This window comes from Peteryoungia rhizophila, from assembly GCF_004912145.1.
GTDB classification, from domain to species: domain Bacteria; phylum Pseudomonadota; class Alphaproteobacteria; order Rhizobiales; family Rhizobiaceae; genus Allorhizobium; species Allorhizobium rhizophilum.
The window spans coordinates 954,858-968,681 of sequence record NZ_STGT01000002.1 but is presented as its reverse complement, the minus strand read 5'-3'; the positions used below and the strand labels follow the sequence as shown (position 1 = coordinate 968,681).

Genomic DNA, 13,824 nt, shown 5'->3' with positions numbered 1-13,824 from the left:
ACGCAGCAGACGTAAGCTCGGTCCTTTGCTGACTAATGGCCGGACGCCAGTTTCTCAACAGCTATGCCGTTGAAGGGCTCAATAATCAAAAGGCGCTGCAGGATACCTCCCGCGACGCTCACAACATGCTGCTCACCAGCGGGAATGGCTGAGCTTCGGCCGGCTTCTCTTGAGATCCACTCCGGATCTGGGATCCCCAATCTTTTCCGCACCACCCTGCCGCAATATTGAGCAATTTCATATCTGCACAAAAAACGTCTTGACGCGTGAAGAGTTTCGACATTCACTGAACCAATCGCAAATTGGTCCGAACCTTTCATGTCAGAGATCTCGCCCCAAGAAAACTCCAACTATGCCCTGGAAAAGCTGCGGGAGCTTCTTCGCCACGGCGACATCGGCACGGATGGGAAACTGCCGACCGAACGGACACTCTGCGAAAAGCTCGGCCTGAGCCGCAGGGCGATCCGCCGCGCGCTCGAAGTCCTGGAGGCCGAGGGCGCGATCTGGCGCAAGCAGGGCTCGGGCACGTTTGCCGGTCAAAAGCCTGACGAATGGAGCGACCGGCTCGAGACCATCGTCGCCGGAACCAATTTCATGGAGATCATGGAAGTGCGCCTGCGCATCGAGCCGCAGCTCGCACAACTGGCTGCCCTTCGCGCCAAGGGCAGCGACATCGACCGCATGCGCGAACTCGCCCAGAAGATCCTCGGCAGCGAGGATGCGGATGCCAAGGAACTCTGGGACGGCGCACTACACCGCCAGATCGCGCAGGCCGCCGGCAACCAGCTTTTCCTGTCCATCTTCGACGTGATCAACCGGGTGCGTCAGGACGACGCCTGGCAATCGATCCGCGAGCGCGCCCGCAGCAATACCAACACCATGAGCCTGTCAAATGCGCAGCATGCCGCGATCATCGATGCGATAGCATCGCGCGATCCGGCCAAGGCCGGCGAAGCCATGCGTCAGCACCTTCTGATGCTGCAGGAGCGGCTGATCCGCCAGACATCCATGGACCATCTGGAGGGCGACCCGCTGGGCGAGGTGTCCTGACAGACGCATTCCGGCAATCGCCGGCCAGACCTGAACGCCGGAGCCATAACCGGCGACATCCATGAAAACAGAAAACCAGACCAGAGGATTTTCGACCATGAAGATAATGTCGCGTTTATCCACCATACTCCTGGCGAGCGCCATGCTTGCGGGCCCCGCCCAGTCTGCCGAACTGCGCATCGGCCTGCAGGACGACGCCGACGTGCTCGACCCTGCCCAATCGCGGACCTTTGTCGGCCGCATCGTCTACACGGCCATGTGCGACAAGCTTGTCGACGTTTCACCAGACCTGAAGATCGTGCCGCAACTTGCGACCGAATGGGCTTGGTCCGCCGATGGCAAGGAACTGACCATGAAGCTGCGCGAAGGCGTCAAGTTTCATGATGACACACCACTCAATGCTGCCGCCGTCGTTGCCACCATCGAGCGCAACATGACCTTGCCGGAATCGCGTCGCAAGAGCGAGCTGAGCTCGGTCTCGAAGGTAGAAGCCACCGGCGACTACGAGGTCAAATTCACGCTCAAGGCGCCCGATGTCACGCTGCTCGCGCAGCTCTCGGACCGTGCCGGAATGATCGTCTCACCGAAGGCTGCCACCGAACTCGGTGCCAATTTCGGCTCCGCGCCAGTCTGCGCTGGACCGTTCAAGTTCGTCGAGCGCATCCAGCAGGATCGTATCGTGCTCGAAAAGTTCGCCGACTACTGGGACAAGGACAAGGTCTTCATCGACAAGGTGACCTACCTGCCGATCCCCGACACCACGGTGCGGCTGGCCAACCTCCGCTCCGGCGAACTCGACATGATCGAGCGGCTGGCCGCGACCGATGCGGCATCCGTCAAGGCCGACGACAGCCTCACCTATGCCGACGTCGTCAATATTGGCTACATGGCGCTCTATGTGAACATTGCCAATGGCGCGCGCGCCGACAATCCCTTGGCCAAGGACAAGCGTCTGCGCCAGGCCTTTTCGCTGGCCATCGACCGCGAAGCGCTGAACCAGGTCGTCTATGAAGGCACGGCGGTTGGCGGCAACCAGCCCTTCCCGCCGAACAGCCCATGGTTCAACAAGGACGTACCAGTTCCGGCCCGTGACCTCGAAAAGGCCAAAGCCCTGATCAAGGAAGCCGGTTTCGAGCGCGTCCCGATCGAAATGCAGGTCCCCAACAATCCGGTTGCCGCCCAGATGATGCAGATCGTCCAGGCAATGGTGGCCGAGGCCGGCTTCGATGTCAGCCTGAAGACCACCGAGTTTGCCACTCTGCTCAGCGAACAGACCGCCGGCAATTATCAGCTCAGCCGCTCGGACTGGTCCGGCCGCGTCGATCCCGATGGCAACCTGCACCAGTTCGTCACCTGCGAGGGCGGTATCAACGACACCAAATACTGCAATCCGGAAGTCGATACCCTTCTGAACGAAGCCCGCGCCTCGGCGGACGATGCCGTGCGCAAGCAGAAATACGATGCGGCCGGCAAGATCCTCAACGACGACCTGCCGGTGATCTACCTCGGCCACCAGTCGTGGATCTGGGCGACCAAGAAAGATGTGACCGGCTTCGTTCCGTCGCCGGACGGCATGATCCGCCTGCTCGGCGTCAAGAAGGGCTGATCCTTCCCGATCACACCTGCGGGGCGCCAGCCGCTCCGCAGGGACTTCCTAAAATCAGGACCGGATGTTCATGCATATCTACATCGGAAAACGGCTGCTGGTCGCCATCCCGACGCTGTTGATCGTGTCGATCTTCGTCTTCTCGCTGCAGAAGCTGCTGCCGGGCGACCCGATCCTCGCCATGGCCGGCGAAGAGCGCGATCCGCAGGTCATCGAGTTCCTGCGCGAGAAATACCGCCTGAACGATCCCGTCATCTACCAATATGGCTACTGGATCGCCAATGTGCTGCAGGGTGATTTCGGCATGTCGCTGCGCACCAACCAGCCGGTGCTCGAACTGATCGGGGAAAAGTTGCCGGTCACCATCCAGCTAGCAATCATGTCGATGATTTTCGCCTTTGTCATCGGCGTGCCGATGGGCATCCTGGCGGCAGTCAAGAAGAACACGGTCATCGACTATATCGCCAATATCGTCGCACTATCCGGCCTATCGATCCCGAATTTTTGGCTTGGCATCATGCTGATCCTGCTGGTCTCGGTAAAACTCGGCTGGTTGCCGGCCTCCGGCTACGAATCGATCTTCGTCGATCCCGTCCGCTCGATCGAAACCATGATCATGCCGGCCTTCGTGCTAGGCACAGCACTCGCCGCCACCTTGATGCGCCACACCCGTTCGGCCATGCTGAGCGTCATGAAGGCCGATTACATCCGCACGGCGCGCGCCAAGGGACTGTCGGAACGGGTCGTCATCCTCAGCCATACCTTCCGCAATGCCTTGCTGCCGATCGTCACCTTGAGCGCTCTTCTGTTCGGCGAACTGCTGGCCGGCGCCGTACTGACCGAGCAGATCTTCACCATTCCGGGCTTCGGCAAGCTGATCGTCGATGCCGTGTTCAACCGCGACTATGCCGTCGTGCAGGGCGTGGTTCTGTGCACCGCCATCGGCTTCATCCTGATGAACCTGGTGGCCGACGTGCTCTATGTCCTCCTCAATCCGCGCATGAGGGCCAGCCTATGACGACGCTTCAACAGACAGCGGCCGTGGTGACGCCGCCCAAAAGCGGCAATCGGGCCTGGCGCAAGCTGAAAGCCAATCGCAGCGCCCTGGTTGGCCTCTGCATCATCCTCTTCTTTGCGCTCCTGGCACTCTCGGCCCCCCTTTTACCGATTGCCGATCCGCTGGCCACCAGCTGGACTGCCATCCGCAAGGCACCATCCGCTGCGCACTGGATGGGCACCGACGATATCGGCCGCGATATCCTGTCCCGGATGATCTGGGGGGCGCAGGCCTCGCTGATGGCGGGCATATTTTCGGTCGTGATCGCGGTCGTCATCGGCGTTCCCTTCGGCCTGATTGCCGGCTATTTCGGCGGCTGGGTCGATCAGGTCATCTCGCGCATCACCGAGGCGTTCCTCGCCCTGCCCTTCCTGATCATGGCGATCGCACTCGCCGCCTTTCTCGGACCAAGTCTCAGCAATGCGATGATTGCCATCGGCCTGTCGGCCATGCCGGTCTTCGTCCGGCTGACCCGTGGCCAGGTACTGGCGGTCAAGATGGAGGATTATGTCGAAGGTGCCCGCTCGATCGGCCTTGGCCATCTCGACATCATGCTCCGCTACATCCTGCCCAACATCACCGCGCCGATCATCGTCCAGGCGACACTGACGGTGGCAACCGCCATCATTGCGGAAGCGAGCCTCTCCTTCCTGGGGCTTGGCCAACAGCCTCCCGCTCCAAGCTGGGGCTCGATGCTCAATGTCGCGAAGAACTTCCTCGATCAGGCACCCTGGATGGCCATGTGGCCAGGTGCGGCGATCTTCCTGGTCGTGATCGGTTTCAACCTGCTCGGTGATGGCCTGCGCGATGCGCTCGACCCCCGGGAATCCTAAAAAGACGACATCGTGAAGGAATACTGGATGACTGAGTTTACCACCCGCCCGGAGATCCTCGGCACATTTGGTGTCGTCACCTCCACCCATTGGATCGCCTCTGCCGTCGGCATGAGCATCCTGGAAAAGGGCGGCAATGCTTTCGATGCGGCGGTTGCGACCGGGTTTGTGCTGCAGATTCTGGAGCCGCATCTGGTGGGTCCGGGCGGCGACATGCCGGCGCTGATCTATTCGGCAAAGACCGGCAAGGTGGAGGTGATCTGTGCGCAGGGACCGGCTCCGGCCGGGGCGACGATCGAGCATTATACAGCCGAAGGGCTGACGTTGATCCCCGGCGACGGCTTACTCGCCACCGTCATTCCCGGAGCCTTCGACGGCTGGATGCTGATGCTGCGTAATTACGGCACGATGAGCGTGCGCGACGTGCTGGAGCCGGCAATCCACTATGCCGAACACGGCCACCCGATGCTGCCGCGCGTCTCGGCCACCATCAAGGGACTAGCCGATTTCTTCGAGAAGGAATGGCCGACATCCTACGAGACCTGGCTGCCGGGGGGCGTGGCGCCCGAGCCGCATGCGCTGTTTCGCAATCCGGTTCTCGCCGCCACCTATAGCCGTATCGTCACCGAAGCCGAAAGCGCCACTGGTCGCGAGAACCAGATCGACGCGGCCCGCGACGCCTTCTACCGCGGCTTCGTCGCCGAGGCGATCGAGGACTATCTGAAGACCGCCGAAGTGATGGATGCCAGCGGCAGTCGCCACAAGGGCGTGCTCACCGCAGCCGATATGGCCGGCTGGTCGGCAACGGTGGAAGCGCCGCAAACCTTTGACTATCACGGCTGGACAATCGCCAAGACGGGGCCATGGGGCCAGGGGCCTGTGCTGCTGCAATCGCTGGCGCTGCTGAAGGGTTTTGATGTCGGCGCCATGGACCCGCTGGGTCCAGATTTCGTCCACACGGTCGTCGAAACGATGAAACTCGCCTATGCCGACCGCGAGGTCTATTACGGCGACCCGGCCTTTGCCAGCATACCGATGCAACACCTGTTGTCGGATGCCTACAATGACGAGCGCCGCAAGCTGATCGGCACCACCGCCTCCATGGACTTGCGTCCGGGCCGATTGCCTGGTTTCGAAAGCCAGCATGACCTGACGATGGAGATGCTGGCATCCATGTCCGGCACGGGCGCCGTCTATGAGCCGACCATGTCGCATCTGACGGAAAAGCGCGGCGACACAGTCCACATCGACGTTATCGACCGCGAGGGCAATATGGTCTCGGTCACGCCGTCGGGCGGCTGGCTGCAATCCTCGCCGATCATCCCCGGTCTCGGTTTCTGCCTCAATTCGCGCGCCCAGATGTTCTGGCTGAAGCCCGGTCTTCCAACCTCGCTCGCGCCCGGTAAGCGGCCCCGCACCACGCTGACACCATCGATCGCGCTCTACGAAGGTCGTCCTACCCTGGCGTTTGGAACGCCTGGCGGCGACCAGCAGGACCAGTGGCAGCTGTCCTTCTTCCTGCGCTATGTGCATCACAAGCAGAACCTGCAGGCCGCGATCGACATGCCGCTGTTCCACACGGCGCATTTCCCCGGCTCCTTCTATCCGCGCACCAGCCAGCCGGGCAATGTGATGATCGAAAGCTCCATCGGCGCAGAGACGATCAAGGCGCTGAAGGCCATGGGCCACGACATCACCGAGGCTGATCCCTGGACTGTCGGCCGGCTCACTGCGGCACGTCGTGATGCTGATGGACTGCTGCGGGCAGCGGCGACGCCAAGGCTCATGCAAGCCTACGCGATCGGGAGATAATCCATGACCTGGTCCATCGTTGCGCGTGATCCTGACACCGGCCATCTCGGCATCGCCGTTGCCAGCCGCTTTTTCGCGGTCGGTGCCATCGTCCCCTTCATGCGCGGCGGGATCGGCGCAATTGCCACCCAGGCCTTCATCAGCCCGCTCTATGGTAGCGATGGCCTGACGTTACTGGCCGAGGGCCTGTCGCCGGACTGGATCCTCGCAACCCTGACGGATCGCGATGACGGATGCCAACAAAGGCAGATGCATCTGATCGACGGTGAAGGCCGCAATGCAGCATTCACGGGTGAGAAATGCATCGACTGGGCCGGCCACCTTGTGGACGACAATGTCTCGGTTGCCGGCAACATGCTCGCCGGCCCCCGGGTCATTGCCGAGACCGTGCGCGTCTACAAGGAAACTGCAGGCGCACCACTCGCCGAGCGGCTTCTGGCTGCCATGGATGCTGGCGAGGCCGCGGGAGGCGACAAGCGTGGGCGGCAATCGGCGGCACTGAAGATCTACAGAGATCAGGATTTTGCATGGCTCGACATTCGCGCAGACGACCATCCCGATCCGCTGGCGGAATTACGGAGGCTATATGCGGTGGCCCAGGAGCGTTACCTGCACGTTGCGGAGACAATGCCGACCCGCACCAATCCACATGGCCTGACAGACCGGCGACTGATCGACGAGAAGATTGCTGCCCTTGAAGCGGCCCGCATCGCAGCAGGTCGCGCTTCGCCTTCCTATGCCACGCCGCTGAAGCTCACTTGAGCAAGACGATATCAGAACCGCACTGCAAGGATCGGAACCTGAAAGCCATGACGCCAGCTGCCGCCAAGACAGAGACACCCGCAGTTCTTTCCGTCGAGGGGCTGACAACGTCCTTTCTCGTCGATGGTCGTTGGCGGACGGTCGTGCGCAATATCTCCTTCGACGTAAACCCCGGTGAGACTGTCGCCATCGTCGGCGAATCCGGCTCTGGCAAGAGCGTGACCTCATTGTCGATCATGCGGCTGCTGGCCCGGGAACAGAGCCGCGTCGAAGGTCGCGTGTGGCTGAACGGGCAGGACATTCTTGCGCTGACGGAAAAGGATATGCAGAGGGTGCGCGGCAATGAGGCTGCGATGATCTTCCAGGAGCCGATGACCAGCCTCAATCCGATCTTCACGATCGGACGCCAGATCTCGGAAGTGCTGACCTGGCACAAAGGCCTGACAAAAGCAGAGGCCCGTACCGAGACGATCCGCATGTTGGACAAGGTACGCATTCCGAATGCGGCAAGCCGGTTTGATGATTATCCGCACCAGTTTTCCGGTGGCATGCGACAACGCGTCATGATCGCCATGGCGCTTGCCTCGCGCCCCAACCTGTTGATCGCCGACGAACCGACAACAGCGCTCGACGTAACGATTCAGGGCCAGATCCTCGACTTGCTCAAGGAGCTGCAGGAGGAAGACGGCATGTCCGTTCTCTTCATCACCCATGACATGGGCGTTGTCGCCGAGATCGCCGAACGCACCATCGTCATGCTGCGCGGCGACGTGGTCGAACAGGGAGCGACGGCCGACGTCTTCCACCGCGGCCAGCATCCCTATACGCGGGCATTGCTCGCGGCCGTGCCGAAACTCGGCTCGATGCACGGCCATGCCTGGCCGCTGCGTTTCCCGATCGTCGATATCGGCACTGGTCTGGCAAGCGAACCGAGCGAAGTGGCGAACACTGTCGACACACGCAAGACGCCGGTGCTTGCGGTCAAGAATCTGGTGACACGCTTCCCCATCCGCAGCGGTCTCTTCGGCCGGCAGACAGGCGCCGTGCATGCGGTTGAGGATGTCTCGTTCGACCTTTTCCAGGGCGAGACGCTTTCGATCGTCGGCGAAAGCGGTTGCGGCAAGTCGACCACCGGGCGTTCGATAACGCGTCTCGTCGAGCCTGAGAGTGGCGAGGTCCATCTCGACGGCTACAACGTCCTGAGGCTCGACCAGCCAAGCCTGCGCGCGATGCGCCGCAGCGTGCAGATGATCTTCCAGGACCCGTTCTCGAGCCTCAACCCACGCATGACGGTGGGAGCCACGATCGCAGAACCTTACCTCAAGCATGGTCTCGGCACCCGACAGGAGGCCCAGGCCAAAGTTGCGGATCTCCTCAGCAAGGTTGGCCTCGCCCCGGAGATGATGGATCGTTATCCGCATGAATTTTCCGGCGGCCAGCGCCAGCGCATCGCGATTGCCCGCGCGCTGTCGCTCAATCCCAAGGTAATCGTCGCCGACGAGAGCGTCTCGGCCCTTGACGTCTCCATCAAGGCACAGGTCTGCAATCTCCTGATGGACCTGCAGGAAGAGTTCAATCTCGCCTTCCTGTTCATCAGCCATGACATGGCTGTGGTCGAGCGGATCAGCCACCGGGTTGCTGTCATGTATCTCGGCGAAATCGTCGAGATCGGTCCGCGCGCCGCGATCTTCGACAACCCGCAACACGACTACACAAAAAAGCTGTTGGCAGCAGTGCCGGTTCCCGATCCTGAGCGCCGAGGCTTGAGGCGCAGCGCGGCCATCGACGAATTGAAAAGCCCGGTGCGGCCAACCGGCTACACACCGCCCCGTCGCGAATACCGCGAAGTCAGCCAGGGGCATTTCGTCCAGCTGCGCTGAACGGCAAAAGCGCTTGCTGGCCCACGCTCGTTCACCGGAAGCAGACCTGCCTCGCATGTTGATCTGGGAACGGCCCAATAGATAGTGTCCAGTCACGCTCAGTGCGGATCTTCGTCATCACGATGGCGGCACTCATTCGGCATATCCGCTGAACAGCCGATCTTGGCAGCAGTCGAATAAACTGCCGTTCATCGAGGCGGTTGTTCTGCTCCGTGTTCAGCCGCCTTTCAAACGGCGCGGGCACGGACTTCAAGAGAGAACGTGTTCGTCGTCTTACTTGTCAAAGACCCTGCTTCTCCTGAGTTGGCGTGTCCTGCAAAGCCGGTGCTGTTCAATCACCGCTGGCGTCCAACCTTGAAGGCGACTGATAATTCAGCATGGAACATTGCCGCTCGATAGGTGCCCGAACCTGAAGGGACCCGAACCTGCGATCCAGTATAGAGTTCTGGCGCAGGCAAACCTGGTTCACTCTCTGGTCTCGCAAAGAGTCCGTCAACAGATTCGCCGCGACGGAGACACTCGCCGGATTCCAATACTCTGTAGCAAGCTCGCCCAGTGGCATGCTACATTCAGGCTCGCTACTTTCTCGACGCTTGGTCGTATGATGAAAATTCTCGGTTCGAGGTCGTATCTGGCAGACGCAGCCTCACAACATTCCTCGGGTGGCGCGTTACGAGGCAGCGTCAATCAGGACGTCCCAAGACAGGAGACAAGACCGCATGGATGTGTTTCGGGCCATCTACACGTCACAACCTTTCGGCTATGACAGCACGATTCTAAGCGGAATCCTCATGGAGGCCCGGCGCGCGAATGTTCGGGACGGCATCACAGGCGCTCTAATCTGCCGCGCAGACATCTACCTGCAGTGGCTCGAAGGGCCTGAGCTGCAGGTCCTGAAGGCCCTTGAGCGCATTGAGCGCGATGACCGCCACCTCGATGTGAAGGTGCATGTTGCAGAACATGTAGCAGAGCGGGCGTTCGGAGAATGGGCCATGCTGCACGATCCGGCAGCAACATGGATCTGGACCCAAAGCGAGATTGCAGACGGCGCCCTCGAGCGAACGACTCCAGCTGAGGTCACGGACTTCTTCCTACGGCTTCGCAGCAGCGCAAACGGCAAGGAGACCCCATCTGGCGCGCCTGATGGCGAGCAGAGGATTTCGGACATACGACTTCTCTGAATGTGAGGATCTATGTCTGGGCCTGCGGCTAGCCTTGGATTGATGCGAATGATCGAGGCGGTGCCCGATCGTCTTGACGTCTCGCCGCGACAGTTGCGGCGGTTCCGATCTGACGAGTTCAAGGCCACAGCGGTCGGGCAAGCCCGCCAAATTGTCATCTCGGCAAGGCGAACCGGGAAGCGGCAGGCGTTCTCTCGGCCGCAAAACACCAAACGCATTTTTTTCCTCGACAGTCCGCGCATGGTGGAGACATTGAAGCGATTGGACTTCCACCTCGCCGATCCGAAGCACGGTGACCCACCACTTCCTCGTCCTGCCGCCGGAGCGCCTATCGACCATTCGTGGCGGCTCAGACGGCTTGTCACTCAGAGCCTGACCGAGATGGCGCGGGATCAGCCCCCCGGAAAGCAACCACTCTAACTGATCGACGAGTTCGCAGCTCTGGCTGATCCTGTAGGACAACCATCAGCGGCACGCACCTATGGCCTGCGTTCAGGCACGACATCCGGTTCGTCGTGTTTTCATTCGGCACCCAGCAATTTTACGAAATCAATTGGCAAGCTGTCAAAGGTGGAAGCGTCGCATTCGATCTGCCGAAGGACGTCGGTCAGAAATGGGTCAGGTTTATTTCGGGAGGAACCCCATCCTTCCGCTCATCTTCAGATTTTTGAACCAGGGCACGGCGAGGAAAAACGGAGACAATTGGCTGAAACACGCGGCGCATCTGAAGCCCGTCGCGATCGATAACAGCATCTTCCTCTCTGCGGGCCGGCCGAAGCTGATCATGGACATGGTGAGAGCACTTTTTGGTCGAAAATCCATCGTCGCCTTCGTGCCATTGGTGCACGACTTCATGCCTTTGCATGACGGGGGAACGAAGCGCTTCCGCAAAGTCGATCGCAATTTCCTTGCCGACAACAGGTTCCTCATCGAGCACGCAAGTCCCGACGATGCATCCAATCTTGCCTCGACAATCCACCATCTGATGACGGACCATGACTTGCAGATGGATCTGAGAAACCAGATCCAGAATAGCAAGAGAACACTTAGAACGTGGAATATGGTCGCTCACGAAACCCTACAGGCTCTCAAAACATCACAATCGACAGCGCCGTCTTGAAAACCAAAGCCAGCCTCACATTTCAATCGCACAACCCAAGCATGCAAACGTGAGCATCAAGATCCTGCCGGTGATCAAGGCCGGCGGCAAGGGAACCCGGCTCTGGCCCCTGTCGCGCACGGCCGCCGCCAAGTAATTCACCCTGTCCCCGGCGACGAGACTCTGCTGCAGAGGCCCCTGGCCCGTGTCTCGGCGTCAAGGTCGAGGCATCATCCTGCAACCGTTGGCGCGCAGTACAGGAGCCGCTGGGAGCGGCGGTGCTGAAGAAAGCAGAGAATTGCCATCTCTATGGATGGCAAGGGCGTTTGGCGGGACCATGTTTTCGTCGAACGGCTCTGGCTGTCGATCAAATACGAGGAGGTCTATCTCCACGCCTTCAAGACCGTATCAGAGGCCCGCGTCGGCATCGGCCGATATCTGACTTTCTACAATACCCGACGCCAACCTCAACGCGCTGGCACCAATGATGTTGGCGACACAATCGAGGCAGAAATCCACGTAACAAAACGCCCGATACTGTTCAGGCAAACCGAGCCACACACGCCAAACGACTAATTTCCCTTCATTTCCGCCAGCTCACCTCCCCGCCAGAATCATCAGACGCTGACGGCCTGATAGGCACGGCGGAAATAGACGAGGGCCGCCTCACAGTCGTTGGCGCGCACATCGACGACCCGGCACATCAGGATGAAATGGGTCCCGACTTCCACCATTTCGGAAATGATGCAGTCGAAGGAAACCAGTGCATCGTGGAGCACCGGGGCGCCGGTCTTGCCCTTCGTCCACTCGGCCGACGCGAAACGCTCTGCCATGGGGGTCTTTCCGCCGAACAGGGACGAGACCGTTTCGTGGCCGGGCGCCAGCGCATTGACACAGAGAACCTTGTTGGCGAGGACCGCAGGGGTCGCCGAACTCGTTCGGTTCAGGCAGACGAGCAGCGTCGGCGGATCATCGGTCACGCTGGTCACGGCGGTCGCAGTGAAGCCGGCAAGCCCGCCCGGCCCATCCGTGGCAATCAGGTTGACGGCAGCTGCCAGCGACGCCATTCCATCGCGATAGGTTTCGCGGGTCACCGGTGAAAAAACGGCACCTGACGATTGGGGCTCGGCCGGGATCGCTGTCATGGCTTTTCTCCTGTTAGCTCGGATCAAACGATGGGCAACAAGGTCGGGCGTTTGCGAACCCGAACCCTGGAGATCTCAGAATTCCCTGAGGTTGTCGCGCAGCAGTTCGTGGGCGTAGCTCGTGCGGGCGAGCCCACGCTTCTGCAACGCCGGAACCAGGCCGTCTGCGACTTCCGCCAGATAGCGGCGGCTGACGCGCAGCACCGGCGTCGTCACCAGGAAGCCGTCGCCGCCGACCTCCTCCATCACCTCGCCCATGCGCTCGGCCACCTGGTCAGGCGTGCCGATCAGCTCGACGGAGGAGACGAGGCCGCCGCCGCCGGACACCACCAGTTCACGCAGGGTCATGCCGCTGCCCCACTGCTGGAACTTGTCGAGCGAGCCGGACTCGCCGTTGGTGACCAGCTTTTCCGGAAGCGGCTTGTCGAGATCGAATTGCGAGAAATCGATTTCGGTGATCGCAGAGATCGAGGCCAGCGTGTCGGTGATGAAGTATTCGGACGACATCTGCCGCTTGTATTTTTCCTGCGCCTCGAATTCCGTTTCGCCGAGCGTCGGCGTGATGCAGAAGAGCACCTTGATCTCGTCAGGATCGCGGCCCGCCTCTGCCGCACGGGCCCTGATATCATCGCGGAAGGCCTTCATCTGGGCCGGACCAGAGGCAACAGAAATGATCGAATCGGCAAAGCGGGCGGCGAAGTCACGGCCACGCGGCGAAGCGCCGGCCTGGACGTAGATCGGGCGATGCTGCGGCGACGGCACCGTATTCAGAGGCCCGCGCACCTGGTAATGCTTGCCGACGTGGTCGATCGTGCGGACCTTGGACGGATCGACATAGATGCCCTTCTCCCGGTCGAGGACGACGGCGTCCTTGTCCCAGCTGTCGAAGAGCTTGTTGACGACTTCCATATATTCCTCTGCCATCTCGTAGCGCGTCTCGCGCAACGGCAGCTTGTCCATGTTGAAGTTCTTGGCGGCGAGATCCTCGGCGCTGGTGACGATGTTCCAGCCAAAACGACCACGCGTCAGGCTGTCGATGGTCGAGCAGAGGCGCGCGAGCAGGAAAGGTGGATAGGCCATGGTCGACATGGTGGCGACGATGCCCAGTCGCGACGTCGCCATGCCCATGGCGGTGGCGAGCGGTGCCGGATCGTGCTTCGGCACCATCATCGCGTTCTTCAGCGCGAAATCGCGCGAGCCGCCATAGGTCTGCGGCACCATCAGCTTGTCCTCGATCATGATGTAATCGAAGCAGGCGCGTTCCAGCGTCTGGGCCATCTCCATGTAGAACCGCCCGTCCCAGGGATTGCCGCCCTGGCCGAAGGGTTCGCGCCACTCATCCGGCGTGAAGTTCATGAACCAGGCCAGGTGCATCTTCTTGGGCATCTAGCGTCTCCTC

12 protein-coding genes and 3 pseudogenes are annotated in these 13,824 nt (G+C 60.8%); 11 read left to right on the top strand and 4 right to left on the bottom strand.

The genetic code is table 11. The features are described from left to right. Nucleotides 1-32 precede the first annotated feature (32 nt). On the bottom strand, nt 33-320 hold the full coding sequence (locus E9677_RS10570; RefSeq protein ID WP_136558042.1) for a hypothetical protein: 288 nt from the start codon (nt 318-320) through the stop codon (nt 33-35). Between E9677_RS10570 and E9677_RS10565 the strand changes: the two genes are divergently transcribed. The 9 genes and pseudogenes from E9677_RS10565 to E9677_RS10525 form a co-directional block, all read left to right on the top strand. Beyond that, nucleotides 319-1,050 (top strand): FadR/GntR family transcriptional regulator, encoded by a 732-nt coding sequence (locus E9677_RS10565; RefSeq protein WP_136558041.1) that lies wholly within the window; start codon nt 319-321, stop codon nt 1,048-1,050. The two genes, E9677_RS10570 and E9677_RS10565, sit on opposite strands and share 2 nt — an antisense overlap. Nucleotides 1,051-1,147: 97 nt before the next feature. Beyond that, nucleotides 1,148-2,656, top strand: a complete 1,509-nt coding sequence (locus tag E9677_RS10560; RefSeq protein ID WP_136558040.1) for an ABC transporter substrate-binding protein — start codon at nt 1,148-1,150, stop codon at nt 2,654-2,656. 70 nt (nt 2,657-2,726) lie between these two features. Beyond that, nucleotides 2,727-3,674 (top strand): ABC transporter permease, encoded by a 948-nt coding sequence (locus tag E9677_RS10555; protein WP_136558039.1) that lies wholly within the window; start codon nt 2,727-2,729, stop codon nt 3,672-3,674. After that, nucleotides 3,671-4,546, top strand: coding sequence for an ABC transporter permease (locus tag E9677_RS10550; protein ID WP_136558038.1), 876 nt, complete (start codon nt 3,671-3,673; stop codon nt 4,544-4,546). The genes E9677_RS10555 and E9677_RS10550 overlap by 4 nt, the downstream gene beginning before the upstream one ends. A 27-nt stretch (nt 4,547-4,573) precedes the next feature. Next, nucleotides 4,574-6,358 (top strand): gamma-glutamyltransferase family protein, encoded by a 1,785-nt coding sequence (locus E9677_RS10545; protein WP_136558037.1) that lies wholly within the window; start codon nt 4,574-4,576, stop codon nt 6,356-6,358. Between the two features lie 3 nt (nt 6,359-6,361). Continuing rightward, the gene (locus tag E9677_RS10540; RefSeq protein WP_136558036.1) at nt 6,362-7,120 is read left to right on the top strand and encodes a DUF1028 domain-containing protein; all 759 of its coding nucleotides are present in this window, start codon (nt 6,362-6,364) and stop codon (nt 7,118-7,120) included. A gap of 47 nt (nt 7,121-7,167) precedes the next feature. Continuing rightward, nucleotides 7,168-9,000, top strand: a complete 1,833-nt coding sequence (locus E9677_RS10535) for an ABC transporter ATP-binding protein (RefSeq protein ID WP_136558035.1) — start codon at nt 7,168-7,170, stop codon at nt 8,998-9,000. Between the two features lie 719 nt (nt 9,001-9,719). Continuing rightward, nucleotides 9,720-10,181, top strand: a complete 462-nt coding sequence (locus E9677_RS10530; RefSeq protein ID WP_136558034.1) for a BLUF domain-containing protein — start codon at nt 9,720-9,722, stop codon at nt 10,179-10,181. Nucleotides 10,182-10,318: 137 nt separating this feature from the next. Further along, nucleotides 10,319-10,598, top strand: a pseudogene (locus E9677_RS10525) (type IV secretory system conjugative DNA transfer family protein); the annotation flags it as partial. A 190-nt stretch (nt 10,599-10,788) separates the two neighbouring features. Here E9677_RS10525 and E9677_RS10520 read toward each other — a convergent pair. Next, entirely contained in the window at nt 10,789-11,253 is a 465-nt protein-coding gene (locus tag E9677_RS10520) for a hypothetical protein (protein ID WP_136558032.1), read from the bottom strand. A gap of 97 nt (nt 11,254-11,350) precedes the next feature. Between E9677_RS10520 and E9677_RS25960 the strand changes: the two are divergent. Both E9677_RS25960 and E9677_RS25520 read left to right on the top strand, forming a co-directional pair. Further along, a pseudogene (locus E9677_RS25960) lies at nt 11,351-11,493 on the top strand (sugar phosphate nucleotidyltransferase); the annotation flags it as partial. An 84-nt stretch (nt 11,494-11,577) separates the two neighbouring features. After that, nucleotides 11,578-11,856, top strand: a pseudogene (locus tag E9677_RS25520) (hypothetical protein); the annotation flags it as partial. A gap of 41 nt (nt 11,857-11,897) precedes the next feature. On the opposite strand, the gene E9677_RS10505 reads toward E9677_RS25520, so the two are convergent. Beyond that, nucleotides 11,898-12,425: a flavin reductase gene (locus tag E9677_RS10505; RefSeq protein ID WP_136558031.1), complete on the bottom strand. Its 528-nt coding sequence runs from the start codon at nt 12,423-12,425 to the stop codon at nt 11,898-11,900. Between the two features lie 75 nt (nt 12,426-12,500). Beyond that, nucleotides 12,501-13,811: an NtaA/DmoA family FMN-dependent monooxygenase gene (locus E9677_RS10500; protein ID WP_136558030.1), complete on the bottom strand. Its 1,311-nt coding sequence runs from the start codon at nt 13,809-13,811 to the stop codon at nt 12,501-12,503. Nucleotides 13,812-13,824: the final 13 nt, after the last annotated feature.

What these genes read in the sequence shown, in the direction of transcription:
- E9677_RS10555 (WP_136558039.1), top strand. Translation starts at nt 2,727, where the DNA reads ATGCATATCTACATCGGAAAACGGCTGCTGGTCGCCATCCCGACGCTG.
- E9677_RS10570 (WP_136558042.1), bottom strand. Translation starts at nt 320, where the DNA reads ATGAAAGGTTCGGACCAATTTGCGATTGGTTCAGTGAATGTCGAAACT.
- E9677_RS10565 (WP_136558041.1), top strand. Translation starts at nt 319, where the DNA reads ATGTCAGAGATCTCGCCCCAAGAAAACTCCAACTATGCCCTGGAAAAG.
- E9677_RS10535 (WP_136558035.1), top strand. Translation starts at nt 7,168, where the DNA reads ATGACGCCAGCTGCCGCCAAGACAGAGACACCCGCAGTTCTTTCCGTC.
- E9677_RS10560 (WP_136558040.1), top strand. Translation starts at nt 1,148, where the DNA reads ATGAAGATAATGTCGCGTTTATCCACCATACTCCTGGCGAGCGCCATG.
- E9677_RS10530 (WP_136558034.1), top strand. Translation starts at nt 9,720, where the DNA reads ATGGATGTGTTTCGGGCCATCTACACGTCACAACCTTTCGGCTATGAC.
- E9677_RS10545 (WP_136558037.1), top strand. Translation starts at nt 4,574, where the DNA reads ATGACTGAGTTTACCACCCGCCCGGAGATCCTCGGCACATTTGGTGTC.
- E9677_RS10500 (WP_136558030.1), bottom strand. Translation starts at nt 13,811, where the DNA reads ATGCCCAAGAAGATGCACCTGGCCTGGTTCATGAACTTCACGCCGGAT.
- E9677_RS10540 (WP_136558036.1), top strand. Translation starts at nt 6,362, where the DNA reads ATGACCTGGTCCATCGTTGCGCGTGATCCTGACACCGGCCATCTCGGC.
- E9677_RS10550 (WP_136558038.1), top strand. Translation starts at nt 3,671, where the DNA reads ATGACGACGCTTCAACAGACAGCGGCCGTGGTGACGCCGCCCAAAAGC.
- E9677_RS10505 (WP_136558031.1), bottom strand. Translation starts at nt 12,425, where the DNA reads ATGACAGCGATCCCGGCCGAGCCCCAATCGTCAGGTGCCGTTTTTTCA.